General features: G+C 35.8%; 11 protein-coding genes. 4 read left to right on the top strand and 7 right to left on the bottom strand.

What is annotated here, in order from left to right; translation table 11 throughout:
• Nucleotides 1-142: 142 nt before the first annotated feature.
• Together ACLCDL_RS06805 and ACLCDL_RS06800 are read left to right on the top strand one after the other, a co-directional pair.
• On the top strand, nucleotides 143-1,450 hold the full coding sequence (locus ACLCDL_RS06805) for a flippase (RefSeq protein ID WP_423147527.1): 1,308 nt from the start codon (nucleotides 143-145) through the stop codon (nucleotides 1,448-1,450).
• A gap of 68 nt (nucleotides 1,451-1,518) precedes the next feature.
• A complete protein-coding gene (locus ACLCDL_RS06800; RefSeq protein ID WP_423147526.1) occupies nucleotides 1,519-2,562 on the top strand; it encodes a hypothetical protein in 1,044 nt (347 codons plus the stop codon).
• Between the two features lies 1 nt (nucleotide 2,563).
• On the opposite strand, the gene ACLCDL_RS06795 is transcribed toward ACLCDL_RS06800, so the two are convergent.
• The 3 genes from ACLCDL_RS06795 to ACLCDL_RS06785 all read right to left on the bottom strand — a co-directional run bounded on the left by ACLCDL_RS06795 (nucleotide 2,564) and on the right by ACLCDL_RS06785 (nucleotide 4,770).
• A complete protein-coding gene (locus ACLCDL_RS06795) occupies nucleotides 2,564-3,247 on the bottom strand; it encodes an FkbM family methyltransferase (RefSeq protein ID WP_423147525.1) in 684 nt (227 codons plus the stop codon).
• Nucleotides 3,248-3,388: 141 nt separating this feature from the next.
• Nucleotides 3,389-4,132 (bottom strand): hypothetical protein, encoded by a 744-nt coding sequence (locus ACLCDL_RS06790; protein ID WP_423147524.1) that lies wholly within the window; start codon nucleotides 4,130-4,132, stop codon nucleotides 3,389-3,391.
• Nucleotides 4,133-4,479: 347 nt separating this feature from the next.
• Complete coding sequence (locus ACLCDL_RS06785; protein ID WP_423147523.1) at nucleotides 4,480-4,770, bottom strand: hypothetical protein; 291 nt, start codon at nucleotides 4,768-4,770, stop codon at nucleotides 4,480-4,482.
• 126 nt (nucleotides 4,771-4,896) lie between these two features.
• Between ACLCDL_RS06785 and ACLCDL_RS06780 the strand changes: the two genes are divergently transcribed.
• Nucleotides 4,897-5,796: a glycosyltransferase gene (locus tag ACLCDL_RS06780; protein ID WP_423147522.1), complete on the top strand. Its 900-nt coding sequence runs from the start codon at nucleotides 4,897-4,899 to the stop codon at nucleotides 5,794-5,796.
• A gap of 30 nt (nucleotides 5,797-5,826) precedes the next feature.
• On the opposite strand, the gene ACLCDL_RS06775 is transcribed toward ACLCDL_RS06780, so the two are convergent.
• The 4 genes from ACLCDL_RS06775 to ACLCDL_RS06760 form a co-directional block, all read right to left on the bottom strand.
• The gene (locus tag ACLCDL_RS06775) at nucleotides 5,827-8,244 is read right to left on the bottom strand and encodes a TonB-dependent receptor domain-containing protein (protein ID WP_423147521.1); all 2,418 of its coding nucleotides are present in this window, start codon (nucleotides 8,242-8,244) and stop codon (nucleotides 5,827-5,829) included.
• Between the two features lie 142 nt (nucleotides 8,245-8,386).
• Nucleotides 8,387-10,819 (bottom strand): outer membrane beta-barrel protein, encoded by a 2,433-nt coding sequence (locus ACLCDL_RS06770; RefSeq protein ID WP_423147520.1) that lies wholly within the window; start codon nucleotides 10,817-10,819, stop codon nucleotides 8,387-8,389.
• A 189-nt stretch (nucleotides 10,820-11,008) separates the two neighbouring features.
• Entirely contained in the window at nucleotides 11,009-12,595 is a 1,587-nt protein-coding gene (locus tag ACLCDL_RS06765) for a PspC domain-containing protein (RefSeq protein ID WP_423147519.1), read from the bottom strand.
• A 33-nt stretch (nucleotides 12,596-12,628) separates the two neighbouring features.
• On the bottom strand, nucleotides 12,629-12,970 hold the full coding sequence (locus ACLCDL_RS06760) for a PadR family transcriptional regulator (protein WP_423147518.1): 342 nt from the start codon (nucleotides 12,968-12,970) through the stop codon (nucleotides 12,629-12,631).
• A 223-nt stretch (nucleotides 12,971-13,193) separates the two neighbouring features.
• Here ACLCDL_RS06760 and ACLCDL_RS06755 point away from each other — a divergent pair, with 223 nt between their 5' ends.
• A complete protein-coding gene (locus tag ACLCDL_RS06755) occupies nucleotides 13,194-16,415 on the top strand; it encodes a SusC/RagA family TonB-linked outer membrane protein (RefSeq protein WP_423147517.1) in 3,222 nt (1,073 codons plus the stop codon).
• Nucleotide 16,416: the final 1 nt, after the last annotated feature.

Below are 16,416 nucleotides of genomic sequence, written 5' to 3'. Positions count from 1 at the left end.
CGAAATAAATTCAGCCCCTTCTTTTTTATACATTTGCTGGAATGGAAATCTTTCAGGCAGAAAGGCCACTTTTATACTGCATACCTTTCCCGGCAACTACCGGGTTCTCCTATCTCATGTCTTACATCTCCAATCTGTCAAAATGAAGATTCCAGCTCTTCCGGGTTTTGATCCTGCAGCCTTCGAAAAGTATCTAAAAAATACCGGCTGGCTGATGTTTGGGAAGATATTAAGTATGATTATCGGGTTTATAATTGCCCGTTATCTCGGCCCGTACGCGTTTGGTGAACTCAGTTTTGCCGATGCCTTCACTTCTTTATTTGCAGCTGTTGCAACCCTCGGTTTGGATAGTTTTATTATCAGGGAAATTATAAATTCACCTCAAAGCCGCGACGAAATTTTAGGCACTTCCTTATGGCTGCGTTTAAGTGTAAGTATATTACTGATTCCTGTAGCAGTTGTTATTTACATTTTTTTTAAGGAGGACTCTACGCAAACATCCTTAATGGTTTCTTTGATTGCATTTTGTGCAACCGCTACTGTTTTTAAATCCTTCAATATTATCGATTCGTATTTTCAATCACAGGTGCAGTCTAAATATGTGGTACAGGTGCAGAACGTTTGCCTGATCATTTCTGCAGTGGTAAAAGTAGTCTTCGTCTGGCTTAAATTACCTGTTATTTATTTTGCCCTGGCATTGGTAATGGATGGTGTTCTTTTGGCTGCCGGACTTATGCTGATCTATAAGAAGAAAGGTTTCAGCTTGCTCAGCTGGAAATTTAACAAAACCCGGGCTTTCTCCTTGTTAGAAAAATCCTGGCCTCTTATTTTGTCTGCTGTAATGATCTCCATTTATATGAAAATTGACCAGGTGATGCTGAAACGATTAGGAAGCGAGGAGGTAGGGGTTTACAGTGCCGCGGCAAAAATCAGCGAATCGTGGTATTTTATTCCGGTGGCTATTGTAAGTTCTGTTTTTCCGGCAATTTTAAATGCCCGCAAAACAGATATAAACAGATACAATAAACGTTTGCAAAACCTGTATGACCTTTTAGTAGCTATTAGTTTACCGGTGGCAATTGTAATCAGTTTTCTTGCAAATGATATTATTCAGATAATTTACGGCGACAGATATGCCGGAGCAGGAACAATGCTTTCCATTCATATATGGTCGGGCATTTTTGTTTTTTTAGGTAGCGCCAGTAGCCAGTATTTACTTGCTGAGGGTTACACCGTTATTTCTTTTATACGCACCGGAGTTGGTGCAATTATAAATGTGGTTTTAAATATTTGGCTGATTCCCAGGTATGGTGGAGTTGGTGCTTCGGTTGCTACGCTGATAGCGTATATAATCGCTGTTTTTTTTATTTTCTTTTTACGTAGGACGAGAAAACAAGCAATAATGATGTTTCAATCGCTCTTTCTGATATCGTTAGTTAAAAAGTTGTAAATTTTATTTAAGAAAGCAACTTCGTATGTAAATGTTTGTTAATTTAGCTTAACTATTAATTAAACTAAATGAAAAATTTTTACTATTTTCTGTTTGTTTCATTTGTTGCTTTGGTTTCATGCTCGAAAAAAAATGATGAAACTGCTCCTTCAAATTCTCTTCATAAAATCGCGATTGACAATATTAACAATGTATTTCTGAATAGTACCTGGCAACATGTCCTCGGTGGCAAGGCGTACATTGAGTTCAATTCAAAATCAAGTACTACTTCTTCCATAAGTTCGATTAAGGACAGTTTAGATCTTGCAAACGCTTCTTCTTATACTATTACAGTTGCCGATGGGACTTACGATATTAGTCTTTATACTGAACCTACAAGCAGCATTGCTGATACTTTTATACGATTTGAAGCAATTAATGAGAACTACGCTGTAAAGGACGATAGCGAATTATCTTTTCAGGCTATGACAAGTGATGGATTAATAACAATCAATAAGGATTTTGTTAAAGCGGGTACAGTTCCAACCTTTACTCCCTCTGGAGCGAATGCTGCAAGTTATTCTTTTGGTTATATTAACAACTTTTATTATTTATATGTAAAAGGAGGAACAGAAGGTGCTGTGTCACTTACAGAAAAAACTACAGGGCAAACATTTACTAAGACCTTTAAAGTTTCTGTAGCAAATCAATACAATTTGGCAGTTTTAACTAATACCGTTAATGCAGTAAAAATTGTTTTTAGCGATTTTGCTTATAACGATGTTTCAATGAATCTCGGATGCCCCTTTATAAATAATCCTATGTTAAATAAAAACTGGAAAAATGTTTATACAGAGACATATGATTATGATAACTCAGGATCGCTCATTTCCTCTTCTTTACTATATCCTATTGGGTATTTCCAAATTAACACGGACTCTACCTATAACGTTTATAGTGATAACGTTCCATTAGATGGAAAATGGGAAATTAATGAAAGTGGCTGTAATTTGGTATTGGATAAAGGAACCAATTTGGAGAGATATTTTGAAATAGTGAAATTATCTTCAGATTCATTAGTAATACGCCGTGAAACAGGAGTAAGAACTTATATTCAACACTATAGTAAATAGTTTAATTGACGAGTTTGAAAAACAGCGTTCTTTCGGTTTTAGCAACTAATCTATAATTAACACTTTTCAAGAATCTATATATTTCCGAATCTGCCAGATTTTCGAGATCTACTCTATCCTCAACTAAAATATACTCGGGAGTATATTTTTCCCAATTATTAGATTTTAGTACTTGTAAGTCAAGTCCCTCAACATCAATAGTAAGAAAGTCTATTTTTTGGTCCTCAGGCAGATGTTTATCAAGGACTTCAGATAAGGGTAGAGTTTGAACTTCTAATGTTTGAATAATTTTATAACGATCAGACTGATCTCGTAGTGTAGAGATTTCTTTTGAAAATCCATTTAAAGCAGGTTCATTAAAGCAATAAAAAGTAAGCTTCTCTTTATTATTGCTAATTCCTATATTAAGTGTTATATCTCTGCCTCTGAAAATTTTAAATTGTTTTATGACGGTCGGTGTAGGTTCAATGTTAATTCCTCTCCAGCCTTTTTTGTAAAAGAACATGGTATTGGAAAATCTAAACGGATGATGAGCTCCTACATCAATAAAAAAACCTTTATAGTTTTTTTTGCCTTCGTAAAAAGATCTTAATACCATATCTTCACCTTCCTGCGAATACGAAGTGTATGATTTAAAATAATGAAGAGGAATATATTTTAAAAATAGTTTTTTTAAAGCTCTCATGGCTGCTAAAGTAAGAAATTGTATAAGGCTAAAAATTTATTTTTATATTAATAAAAATAAAAATGCCCCAATAGTTCCTAACTTTTGGGGACATTTCATTTATGATGGTGTCTCTTTTTGTAATATTTATACTGATTATACTTAGTTCATATTCTTTAAAGGAATGTAATCGTCTAAATCATATGCAAAAGTCCCTACTGACATCTTTCCATCTTTATACCAGACATAACATGCTCCTGTGCTCGTAGCAAAACCAATTTCTGCTATATTACTATATAATTCTCCCGGAGCAATTGTATAATTGAATGTTGTTGTATAAGCACCTAAATTTGTAGAATTTCCTATAGATCCGGTACCATCTTTATACCAAACGTAACAATAATCGTTTGTTTTTAATATAGATATACCTACAATATCTGCTGGAGTTTTACCAGGAGGAAGGATATAGGATTTAGGTGAAATATAAGCACCAAAATTACTAGTATTACCTACTGACATAGTACCGTCATTGTACCAAGCATATTGCCAGCCGACATGGGAAGTTGCAATTGCAATAATATTTGAGAAATTTTTGCCAGAAGGAATAGAATAAGCATTAGGCGTACTATAAGATTGCATGGAAGTCGAAGTGCCTGAAGAAACTTTTCCATCTAATCCCCAATAAAAGACATGGTCATCTGAGGCAATGTCAATACCAACCATATTAGAAAGATATACCGGTGTTGTAGGCGACGTTGGAGGAGGAGGTGTTGGTGAAGTAGTAAGGGAGTACTTAGTATTACTATACTTAGTAATTGTTTGATTTGAAAAACCATCTATATAGGTATATTTCAATACCACAGATCCATTGTAAGTATTAGCAGGTATAACAGCATCTAAAACCAAATCTGCAAAGCCTTGGTATTGGTTATATTCTGAAGGTTTAATTAATCGAGGAGCTGATAAGTTTACCTCTGATAAAGTTTTATGTACTAATGTTACGGTTATTTTGTTATCATACCAACCACCTGTGCTTTTTAAGTCAACATTTGCAACGATATGAAATTTTATAGGAGTTGAATTACTCGTATTTGGGATTATTATAGCGGAGCCTGATAAATACTGAGCAAGTATATTAAATTCACTTATTCCCGCCGCCTTTGACGTTTTTATAATTAATAAAATAAGTAATGAACTAATAAGGATAGTCTTTTTTTCATAGAAGTAAGTATAGTAATGTCTTAGAGATATGATTATTTACCTTTATTTTGGAACTGAAACTGATATTCATTAGAGGATTCGTATCGTTTTTGAACATCATTTAGTGAAGCACGGAAAACTGTATTGGGAACTGAAAACTGTTTCAATTCTTTATTGTACTTAATTTTATCTTTCGGTATATTAAGTGTTATTGATAAAAATGCTTTTAATTCCTCAAATTGTTGAATTTGATTTGTAGGAGATTCAACTTCTTCTTTGCAACTAATTGAAAGGGTGAGAAAAAGCAAAATCATTTTGCTTAAGATTAGGTTTTTAATTTTCATAGAGTTTGTATTAATATATTTTGAGCAAGGATAATATGAAAAACTGAAATAACAAATATTTATACTTAAATAAGTTATTTATAAATAAAAAGATTTAGAGAGAAATAATAAATATTATTGTAATACATGCAAAAGTTCGCACCTATCGCCTTATTCGTTTATAATCGCCCGGAACATACCCGCCGTACATTAAAGTTTCTGCAACAGAATGTACTTGCTGATGAATCCAGGCTTTTTGTTTTTTCTGACGGGCCTAAAACTCCCGGTGATCACAAAAATGTGAATGAGGTTCGGGAACTTATAAAAGATATCGGTGGATTCAGGTCAGTAGAAGTGGTTGAACGCCCGGTTAACCTGGGGCTGGCCAATTCGATTATCGACGGAGTTTCTAAACTTGTTGACGAATATGGAAAAGTAATTGTTTTTGAAGATGATCTGATCAGTTCGCCATACACCTTACAGTACTTTAACCAGGCTTTGCAACGATATGAAACAAATGCTAAAGTAATGCATATTGGGGCATACATGTATCCTTTACAGGGAAAGAACTTGCCGCAAACTTTTTTTTACAGGGCAGCAACCAGCTGGGGCTGGGCAACCTGGAAGCGTGCCTGGAAACAGTTTGAACCTGATATTGATAAACTGACAAAGCAATTTGACAAGAAGAAAATAAACAGCTTTTCAATAGACGGAACAATGAACTTCTGGAAGCAGATGCAGGAATTCAAGTCAGGGAAAAATAATTCATGGGCTATCAGGTGGTATGCTTCGATTTTTCTTAATGGAGGGCTAACTCTAAATCCTTCACGTTCACTTATAAATAATATCGGTCACGATGGTACCGGGGTGCATTCTGGAATAAATGATATGTATCATGTACGAATTAATCCGGATCCGGTGACGCAATTCCCCGAGCATGTAGAGGAAAACCCTGTAGCGTACGAAGCTATAAAAGGTTTCCTGAGAAAACGGAAAGGCACTTTCATGCAACGGGTTGTACGATTTATTAAAGGAAAGTTTGGTTAGAAAAAATGTCAGAGCTTTAATTTAAAGTACCTAATTCTGCATTCTTCTTCTTTCCTCTTCATTTCCTGTCCTTCTTCTGGAAGAATTTTTATCTATTTCTTTTCCAAACCGATAAGTAATATTCATTCTGAAAATCCTGCTTTCTGCTTTTTCAATAGCTTTTATATTCAGGTTATCACGACTGGTGTAATAATTAAAACGGTCTGAATTGAACAGATCAGATAAGGAAAGCTTTAGGCTTAATTTTTTGTCAAGAAATAATTTACCCATTCCAGCATCCAGAATATAGGTAGGTTTAAAAGTATAAATACTGTACGCGTTTTTACTTTCGTAGTCAAAACTCAATTCAGCACTCAGGTTGTGTGGCAATAAAAAGCTATGCGAAGTAATCAGATTAAGATATGGGCGCTGGTTTTCATATCCCTCCGTATTATTATAGTTAAAATAACTGTAAAGGCCTTCAATGTTCAGGTTTCCTGTCCACCAGGAAGTGAACTTTAAAGGGGTATTAAATTCGAGACTAAAAGTGTATTGCCGGTCAAAATTGCGTTTTATATTTCGGGTCACTTTTAGCGAATCGTTCTGCTCCATAATAATATAAGAAGCATCTTTAACAGAAGTGTACCTTAAGGTGGTAGCATATTTCTGTTTATATAAATGAGAAATCTCGAACTTATTTGAATATTCCGGTTTTAAATATGGGTTTCCTTCACGGTAGGTGTATTTATCCAGGAAATATAAAAAGGGATTCAGATCTTCATAGGCGGGCCTTCCGATTCTTCTGCTATACGAAAATAAAACTTTATTATTTTTGTTCACAGTTGTGGTCCACTGAAGATTTGGGAAGAGGCCGGTATAATTCCTGCTTAGATGCGCTACTCCGGCTAAAGATTCACCTTTTGTTATTGTCTTTTCAGCTCTTAAGCCCAGTTCCAATGAATTTTTTTCGTAATCTAAGGAGTAATTAAGATAAGCAGAATGAATATTCTCTTGAAAAAGAAAACGATTGCTTAATGAGGCGTTTAAACGAAGAGATCCATTTTCAAGCTGTCGAAAATCCCGGTCGTTATCACTTTTAACACTACTGCTCTTAAATCCGATATCAAGATCCGAATGTGTTGAAAGATTATAAGAGTAATCAAGTTTGGCAGAACGGATATCAAATGCCGCCGGAGAGGTGTATTCTATATACTCAGCGGGACGAAGCAAGGTGTTCTCTCTGTTAAAATACTGATAATCCAATGATTCTTTAGAATGCCTGTTGTATTTTAAGTAATCTACATCCAGATGAATCTCTCCTTTGTTATTAAACATTTTTCCGTTATAATTCAAATTAAAGGCATTGCTTGCTATACGTCTTTTTTCAAAGGAATTGGTATGAATGAGTGAATCGAAAACACTGTTATTGCTGATAATGCTTTGATTTTCTTCTACGGATTTGAAAGAATTGTAAAGGCCGGTGTACTGTATTCCGACCGTATTATTTTTATCTAAATAGTAATCGAAACCAAGTTTGTAATTGTTGTTATCTCTTAGTTTGTTGTCTATATTATCAATATCAAACTGGGTAAGCAAACTTTTATAAATTACCGATCGGTTCAGAGCGGTAGTTTGCGGTTGCTTATTGTTATTGTAGCTATAAATGCCGAAGATATTAAAACGCCCCTTACGGTAATTCAAATCGAGGCCGGAGTTTAGTTTGTAATCGTCGCCATAGCCTGCACCGCTGCTGATGCTGCCGTTAAAACCTACGCTATGTCCCTTTTTTAGTTGTATGTTAATGATTCCTGCGGGTCCTCCTGAATCGTACATTGATTGCGGATTACTTATCAGTTCAATCCGTTCAATTGATGAACTTTGAATATTTTGTAAAAGATTAGATAAGTTTTCCGAATCGAAATATACTGTATGACCGTCTATCATAACCAGCGCAGTATTCTTGCCTCTTAAATAAATATTATCCTGATTGATCTGAACTCCCGGAGCCCTTTTTAAGATTTCCAGGGCATTGTTTCCACTTGAAATAACGCTGTTGTTTACGTTCACAATAACTTTTCCCGGTTTTATTTCAAGAAAAGGCTTTTTCTCTGTAACAGTTACGGCGGCTAAACCCTGATTAAGCGGTGTTAGCTGAATACTTATATCGAGGATACTTTTTTTTGTAAGATCATAAGGTCCTGAGCGTTTTTTATTGAACCCGATGTGAGTAGTTATGACTGTATATTTTGCTGCTTTTAAATTTGAAAATTCAAATTCTCCCTGTTTGCCCGAAACGGCACTTTTAACTAAGGTAGAATCGGAAGCCTGTACAAGCAGCACGCTGACAGATTCCAATGGGAGATTGCTAAGTTGTGTAATTTTTCCTCTGATTATTTTTGTTTCCTGCGCTTCTATCTGTAAAGGAAAATAAAACAATAAACTTAAAAACAGTACTCCCCGAAATCGCAATTGTAATTGGTATTAAATAACAACCTCAATATGAGAAGCTCTTTTTTAAAACGCAAATCTTTCTGAAAGTTTTCAGGATATTGAAAAGTAAACAAAAAAAGCCGCCCGAAACGAACGACTTTTAACAACAAACTATCACCCTTTAGTTTTTCATTCTGTTGGTTTCAGAATCTAAGCCTGTAGAACGCTGCCTTGCTCCTTTCACATTGCTGTTTCCGAAACGATAGGTAAGCGATAGGTTAGCTACTCTTGATTCCCATTTGTTCATGAAATTGAAATTCATGTTTGCATAAGTGGTAGCGCCTCTGTTTCTTCTTGTATTGAATATGTCGTTCATGTTCAGCTTAAGATTCATTTTATTATTCATAAAAGATTTTTTGATACCAATGTTTACAGCCGGAGAGTTTCTTATCTCAAAGATGCCGTATCTTAAAGGAGACATGTACCAGAAAGACAACTCTGCACCGGTTGTTTTATTTATGGTAAACTGGTTATCAGTATTTAACTGGAAAACGGTTTGGTTTACGTCAAGTGATTCACCAAAAAGGTCAGATTTGAAGCCCATATTAAACACCTGCACATTGTTATTCATGTTCCACCATTTTTGTACAGGAATTGGGGCGTATATATTTAAAGAATAAACGGTCTGATCATTCAGATTTCTTTCCTGTGCGTATGTGATATTGGTTTCATCGTTTTGCTCGGTAATCTGAGTCATTACATTCTTTGTTTTACTGTAACTTAAACCAGCAGTAAATGAACCTTTAAAGGTATAAGACAGTTCAGCAGAATTTGTGTATTGAGGATTTAAATACGGATTTCCCTGTTCATAAGTGTAATCATCAAGAATATAAATGAACGGGTTCAAATTATCATAACTCGGCCTGTCAATACGCCTGCTAAAAGTTAATCCTAACTGATGATCTTTATTGATTTTCTGACTTACAGAAACACTGGGGAAGAACTTAATGTAATCTTTCTCTACAATACTATTTTGGGTTATAGAATTGCCGTTGGAATTGGTATGTTCTGCACGCAGGCCAACCTGTACGGTTGTAGTTTTAAACTCCTTATTGAGGTTTAAATATCCGGCATTAATATTCTCTTTATAGATAAAGTGGTTTGATCTTCCCGCATCAGAAACCCAGTTGTTGTTTTGCAGCGTATCAAACTTTAAGTTATTATCGGTAGTTACCCAACTGCTCTTCCAGCCTATTTCTAATTTTAATGTTTTATTTATAGGGTGAGTGTAATCAAGTTTAGCCGATTTTACCTCGATATCAGAAGGTGCAAAGTTATGGATGTATTTAGATGGTTTTTTTGATCCGTTTGAAATGGTATAAAAATAATCTCTGAACTCATTCATTTCGCCGTTGTATTTAGAATAATCAGCATCAAAGGAAAGTTCTCTGCCTAAAGAATCAAAAGTTGTTTTGGTATTAAAGTTAAAGGCATTATTGGCATAGCGTTGTTTGTTCCTTCCATCAACGTCAATAGAACTTCCTACAATATAAGATTTATCCAGGACAAGAGTACCACTATTTGATAATTGGTTAACGGAATTGCTATATCCATTTGCAAGCACTCCCAGGGTTGTCTTTTTGCTTACAAAGAAGTCCACTCCAACTTTATATGAATTGTTATACCGGCGTGCGTCCCAGTCATTATCCTGGTTAAAGTTTGTTATTACTCCTTTATTATTTACGATCCTGTCAAGAGTGAAAATACTCTTATTGCCGTTGTTTCCGTAATTGTAATTACCGAATACATTGAATTTTCCTTTTCTGAAATTCAGATTAGTACCGCCATTAAATTTTGTTGTTCTTCCATAGCCGGTTCCTGCCGTTAAAGTTCCGTTAAAACCCATGTTCTTATTTCTTTTGGTTTTAATGTTGATGATTCCCCCATTGCCGGCCGCATCGTATTTAGCAGATGGGTTAGTGATTAGCTCAATGCTCTGAATCTCGTTACTCTGCATGCTTCGCAGCATGTTAGCAAGGTCAGCATTACTCATGTAGGTCGGTTTTCCATCAAGCATCACCAATACACTGCTTTTACCGTTCATGGAAATGTTATCATCTTTATCAACAGATACGCCGGGGGCTTTCTGCAATACTTCCAGTGCTGTATTTCCAACAGAAACACTGCTTCCTTCTACATTTACTACCAGTTTATCAGCTCTTCTTTCAACAAATGGTTTTTGGGCTACTACGGTAACTTCTCCCAATGTTTTACTTTCATTTTGTAGCTGAAAGGCAGGAAGCGTTATGTTTTTATTTGTTTCCTCTATTTTAAAAGGTTTGCTTACAGCTTTTTTATAGCCCACTGTTGTGGCTGATACCAGATATTCTCCGTTTTTAATATTCTGAAATTTGAAATCACCGGTAACTTCAGATAAAACAGTTTTTACAAGTGATGAATCTTTTGCATTTAATAAGTTGAGGGTAGCATAGTCAAGAGGTTTTTGTTGTTCATCAACAACTTTTCCTCCAACACTGCCGTTGTTTTGAGCCATCGCAGTATTGACAGCAAGTGTTGTAAATAATATTAGCATCAGGATTTTAAGCGTTTTCATGATTGGGTTTATTAATATTTTATAAGCAATAGATTTCCATTAAGGCAAAAAATGCCTTTTAAAAATTCATTTTAAATTTTTTGATTTTTATTGGTGATGATTATTTATCACCTCTTCTTGTTAAAGTACAATCATAAGACGACAGTGAGAGGCCAATGGTTACAACGTTTCTTAAAATTTTTTACATTCTTATTCCTCGTTGCTTTTGTCTTGTTCAAGCGGCTTTTCCTGGCATTTCAATCCCTCATCCGTCATCAGCCATTCCGATTGAAAGTTTTCAGGGTCATGATGAGGTTCGCAATCCCAGATGTTCAGATTTTCCAGTATCCTGTTCATTTTGGCTCCCACAATTACAGTAGTATTTTTGGGGACTTTTAAAACTAAGCTGACTTCCTGCTCCCGCCACAATTCGTTCTTCTGCAGGTTTATATCTGAGGCAAAGGAGATAAGAGAATCTTTTATATCAACCTGGTAATTGATCTGCTGTGCCGATCGTAAAGCAGTTTCAAAACTTGGTCCTCTTGATTTATAGGTTTGTGTAAGGCTTGGCTTGTCGGTATCGGTTTTTTCAATATATAACGCTATTAAATGAGGCCCTTGTAATTCCGACTGATCATCATTAATTGTTATTTTGCTGTTAAAAAAGCCTCCGTTTATTTTATAACGTACGCTATCTGCGCCCGTAAGAAGTTTTACATCATTTAACTGCAGGTAATATTTAGGACTCGGTTTAATTTCATTTACACGGCTGAAAGAAGCATCTTCTTTAAATTGCGAACCGATGCTGGCGCCATAATATATTCCCATAAACAAACCGCTTATCCAAATTATCAGTAATCCAAATGCTGTTGTTCTGCTCACAATTCTACGGTTAGAGAAAATACGGAGCGCAAAAAGTATTAATGCGATTACGGGAATAAAAACAACTATAAATACACTGATAGACAGTGGAGCAATATAATCGGGATTAACTGCGTTTAGTGGGAAAATGGTATATTCGTAGTCATTAATAAAACCTAACAGGGATATTAGCCCGATAATCAATCCGAATAAAATTATACCTCCGGTAACAATAATAAAAACTCCGGCAATTTTTACAAGAACCTTTAATAATTTCCCGATGGCATTACCCAGATTGCTGAAAAATTCAGAAAAGAATGATCCTGCTCTATCTATTGCCGGCCGTGCTTCCTGATGTGCTTTTGAAATGTTATGACGGAGAGCGTCAATTTCTTCTTCAAAGTTTCTTTTAAAGTTTTGAAGGTTTATTTCTTCTCCTTTCATTGCCATACGTTCGGCCCTCGTATTGGCTCTGGGCATCACGATCCATAAAATAATATAAATCATTAAACCGGTTCCACCTAAAAACATCGTAAGGAACGCAATTACCCGTACCCAGCGTGCTTCGATATTAAAATAGTGGCCTAAACCTGAACATACACCACCAATTATCCGGTCTTCTGTATCTCTGTATAATTTTCTTTCTGCTCTCGGTGCACTTTCCTCTTCGTCTGTTTCAAAGTCGCTTACACGCCCCATTCTTGAAGTAACATCCTGAACATCTTCGAGTAAAATCACCTGCTTTTTTTCCTGTTCCAGTCTTTCTGTAAACATTTCAGCAATTCTGTTTTCAATGTCGGTTACAATTTCTTCACTGTCGGCAGTATAAGCGAAGTGGCGCTTTACTTCCGTCATGTAATTTTTTAATACCTCGTATGCATCTTCTTCAATATGGAAGACAATGCCGTTTATATTTATAATTATTGTTTTATTCATGATTATGCTTATTAACTCTGTATTGATAGAATTTTATTCAGTTGTCTTACGGTCCTGGCTTGAAATATTTACTGCAAAGGAGAGTTCCTCCCAGGTTTTATCAAGATGTTTTAGTACTTCGGCTCCTGCTGCCGAGAGCTGGTAATATTTACGCGGCGGCCCGGAAGTAGACTCTACCCAGTTATAACTTAGTAAGCCATTATTCTTGAGGCGGGTTAACAAGGGATATAAAGTTCCTTCTACTACCAGCAGTCGGGCTTTTTTCAATTCTACCAGAATATCAGAGGCATAGATCTCTCTGCGTGCTATAATACAGAGGATACAGTATTCCAGAATTCCCTTTCGCATTTGGGTTTGTGTATTTTCAACAATCATGGCACAAAGATATATGTTTTAAATTGTACTATGCAATACATAGTACTAAAATTGTAAAAATTATATTTTCCATATAGGAAAATTTTTATTTCTTCAACAAAATGCTTTAGGCCTTGTTATTGTGACAGGAGAAGTGTTAAAAAATGTTAAAAAATATTTTGAACTGTAGATTTTCTTGCACACTTTTACACACATAGATTATTAACTAACAAAAATTCAAAGTATGAAAAAACTTTTATCGAGTTTATTCATCCTGCTCTTTGTAGCACTGAGTGCAATAGGGCAGGAGCGTACTGTTTCAGGTACGGTAACGGCAAAGGAGGATGGTTTACCACTTCCGGGGGTGAGTGTTAAGGTAAAGGGTACAACTATCGGTACGCAAACAGGTGCAGATGGAAACTTTTCTGTAAGAGTACCAGCAGGTAGTAATACATTAACCTTTACTTATATAGGTTATGCTACCAGAGATGTTGCTATAGGCAATAATACTACTTTAAACGTAGTTTTAACTCAGGATGCCAAGCAATTGGGAGAGGTAGTAGTAACAGCGCTGGGAGTATCCAGAGAAAAGAAAGCAGTAGGTTATGCTGCTACAACAGTTAAATCAGAAGAGATTAACAGAGCTTCTCCTACTAATTTAGTACAGGGCTTACAGGGTAAAGTTGCAGGTGTTGATATTTCTACAACATCAGGTGCTCCTGGGGGATCAACTAAGGTAGTTCTGAGAGGATTCTCATCAATAGCAGGTAATAATCAACCTTTGTATGTAGTTGACGGGGTTCCAATTAATAACACTCGTCCAGGAGCTGCGACTCCAATTGGTACTGCCGGAGACTTGGAAGAAAACTTTGACTTTGGTAATGCTGCTAATGACATCAATCCAAATGATATCGAAAGCGTAAATATATTAAAAGGTGCAGCTGCAACTTCTCTTTATGGTTCTCGTGGCTCTAATGGTGTAATATTAATTACAACTAAAAGAGGAAAAGCCGGAGCATTTAAAGTAGATTTTTCTTCTGCGGCTTCTTTTACTCAAGTTTCTGTAGTTCCTCAATTCCAAACCAAGTTTGGACAAGGATGGGATGGAAGTTTTATTTTATCTGAAAATGGAAGCTGGGGACCAAGAGTGGATGGTCAGATGAGGCCATGGGGTGCTATCGTAAATAATACTCAGTTATTAAAACCATTTGACGCTGATAAAGCTAATAGCTACAGAGATGCTTTTGATACAGGTTCTGAGTATAATAATACACTTGCTTTAAGCGGAGGTAATGAAAATTCAACTTTTTATCTTTCTTATGGAAATGTAACAAGTGACGGATTCATGCCTACAGATAATGACTCTTATAAAAGAAATACATTATCTCTGAGCGGGTCAACAAAATTCAAAAATTTTACGGCTGCAGCTTCATTTAATTATGTAGGTAAAAATTCGAAATTCATTGAAGTAGGACAAGCTTCATCTGGAATCGGAGCTAACTTTTATGAGGAAGTTCTTCAAATTCCAGTAGATATTCCTGTTTCGGATTTCAAAGACTATAAGAACCTATATTTTAACGTAGATAATTATTTTACACCGTTTGCTGAAAATCCTTACTATTCCTTAAATGAGAATGGATCTCAGTTTAGAAGTGACAGAATTTATGGCAACTTCGATCTGAAATTGCAGGCTACAGACTGGCTTACTTTTCAATTTCAACAAGGTGCTGATATAACCAATGGTGTGGATAAGATTTGGCATGCAAAAAATGCACCATCTCCTGGTAGCTGGAATGCTGGCGGTAACGTTGAAGGATATCCACGTCAGGCAGATAAAGGAAACGTAGTTGAAGGATCAGAAAAATATTTTGAATACGATTCTAAACTACATGCACTATTCAATAAAAAGCTTTCCAGTGAATTTGATATTAATGGATTAATCGGGCTGAATTATAATGACAGAGGATCAAGAGCTTTATATACTTCGGTAGAAGATCTTACAATTCCTGGGTTTTACCAATTATCAAATAGTTTAAATAGCCCTGTAAGTACCGAATCAAATACTCATAGAAGGCTATTGGGCGCTTATGCTACAGCAACTCTTGGTTATAGTAACTATGCTTATTTGACTTTAAATGCAAGAAACGACTGGAGCTCTACTTTGCCGAAAGGTAAGAACAGTTACTTTTACCCAAGTGCAAACTTAGCAGTAGTACTTTCTGATGCTTTTGATCTTTCTCGCAGCAAAATTACTCTGTTTAAATTACGTGCCAGTGTAGGACAAACAGGTAACGATACCGATCCATATCGTATTTATAATACCCTTAGAGCTGCTAAAATTAACCTGAGAGGTTCCGGTATCGTAATTAATTTCCCTGTAGCAGGAGTTTCTGGATTTAGCATTAATAACACGCTGAATAACGGCGAGTTAAGACCAGAAATTAGTACCGAAACAGAGTTTGGTGGTGAAATGCGTTTCTTCGATAACCGTATAGGTTTTGATTTGGCGTATTACAATAAAATTACCAATGACCAAATATTACCTGTGAACATATCACCATCTACAGGTTATTACTTCATGATTGTAAATTTCGGAAAAGTTAGAAACAGAGGTATTGAATTTGCCTTAAATGGTACACCGTTAAAAAACAGAAACTTTAACTGGGATATCGGCTATACATTCACCAGAAATCGGAATACAGTATTAGAGCTTCCCGCAGGATTGGATAAAGTAGTAATTAACGAGGCATACGATGCTCAAATGGTAGCACGCCGTGGCGAACCTTTAGGAATAATCGAAGCACCGGTTCCGCAAAGAGATCCACAGGGAAGAATTATTGTTAATGAGGATGGTATTCCACTTACTGCTTCAAACCTGGAATCATATGGTTCTACTCAACGGGATTTTATAATGGGTTTAACAAACTCGTTCAGCTATAAGAATCTGACTTTAGGTTTCACATTCGACTGGAGAAAGGGAGGAGTTTTTTATTCAGGAACTGCTGACTTGTTGAATTTCGTAGGTAATGACATGAAAACGACCTATAACGACAGAAAGCCTTTTATAATTCCTAATTCAGTTGTTGCAGTAACGGATGACGAAGGGAATGTAGCTTATCAGGAAAATACTACACCGATAGCTTACGATCAAATTGATGATTATTATTATCCATCAACAAACCCCGCTACTTCTTACTCTAACCGTATCCTTGATAAAACAGTACTAAAATTAAGGGACGTAACCTTAACGTATCAGTTGCCTAAATCATTGGCAAGTAAAATACGTGCTGACCGTGCCTCTCTTACAGTATTTGGTAGAAATTTATGGACCTGGTTACCTTCTGAAAACAGAACAATTGACCCTGAAGTTTCAAACTTTGGAAATGACCTGACCAGTGAGTTCGGTGAATTCAGAACAGGGCCAACTACTCGTAATTTTGGTGCTACGTTAAGAGTATCATTTTAAT

The organism is Rubrilithobacter danxiaensis (assembly GCF_047272945.1).
GTDB classification, from domain to species: domain Bacteria; phylum Bacteroidota; class Bacteroidia; order Sphingobacteriales; family Sphingobacteriaceae; genus Rubrolithibacter; species Rubrolithibacter danxiaensis.
The sequence above is the reverse complement of the archived record's forward strand: the minus strand, read 5'-3'. Positions and strand labels throughout refer to the sequence as shown.

Coding starts and splice junctions, on each gene's coding strand:
- ACLCDL_RS06780 (WP_423147522.1), top strand. CDS start 4,897: ATGCAAAAGTTCGCACCTATCGCCTTATTCGTTTATAATCGCCCGGAA.
- ACLCDL_RS06785 (WP_423147523.1), bottom strand. CDS start 4,770: ATGAAAATTAAAAACCTAATCTTAAGCAAAATGATTTTGCTTTTTCTC.
- ACLCDL_RS06765 (WP_423147519.1), bottom strand. CDS start 12,595: ATGAATAAAACAATAATTATAAATATAAACGGCATTGTCTTCCATATT.
- ACLCDL_RS06805 (WP_423147527.1), top strand. CDS start 143: ATGAAGATTCCAGCTCTTCCGGGTTTTGATCCTGCAGCCTTCGAAAAG.
- ACLCDL_RS06760 (WP_423147518.1), bottom strand. CDS start 12,970: ATGATTGTTGAAAATACACAAACCCAAATGCGAAAGGGAATTCTGGAA.
- ACLCDL_RS06755 (WP_423147517.1), top strand. CDS start 13,194: ATGAAAAAACTTTTATCGAGTTTATTCATCCTGCTCTTTGTAGCACTG.
- ACLCDL_RS06795 (WP_423147525.1), bottom strand. CDS start 3,247: ATGAGAGCTTTAAAAAAACTATTTTTAAAATATATTCCTCTTCATTAT.
- ACLCDL_RS06800 (WP_423147526.1), top strand. CDS start 1,519: ATGAAAAATTTTTACTATTTTCTGTTTGTTTCATTTGTTGCTTTGGTT.
- ACLCDL_RS06770 (WP_423147520.1), bottom strand. CDS start 10,819: ATGAAAACGCTTAAAATCCTGATGCTAATATTATTTACAACACTTGCT.